At 55.1% G+C, this 256-nt stretch carries 1 protein-coding gene; it reads left to right on the top strand.

The window, feature by feature from the left end; translation table 11 throughout:
* The coding region (locus R0J92_RS24580) for an SDR family NAD(P)-dependent oxidoreductase (RefSeq protein ID WP_411053608.1) at positions 1–256 on the top strand (256 nt) is incomplete at both ends.

Here is a 256-nt window from a genome sequence, read left to right as displayed (position 1 = left end):
CTCTTCAAGCGTTGGCCGCAAAGGCAGAGCCTACTGGGGTGCTTATTCTGTCTCCAAATTTGCGACAGAAGGGTTTGTGGAAGTGTTGGCGGATGAGCTGGACAACCAGCCCAATGTTCGCGTAAACACGCTAAACCCAGGCGCAACGCGCACACAAATGCGGCGTACCGCATACCCTGGAGAAGACCCCTTCACGCTGCGTACACCCGAAGAGATTATGCCCACTTACCTATGGCTAATGGGGCCGGACAGTAAG

It is taken from the genome of Tritonibacter sp. SIMBA_163 (genome assembly GCF_046535935.1).
Taxonomy (GTDB): domain Bacteria; phylum Pseudomonadota; class Alphaproteobacteria; order Rhodobacterales; family Rhodobacteraceae; genus Epibacterium; species Epibacterium scottomollicae.
Note: the sequence above shows the minus strand (reverse complement) of the source record. Positions and strands in the feature narration are given on the sequence as shown.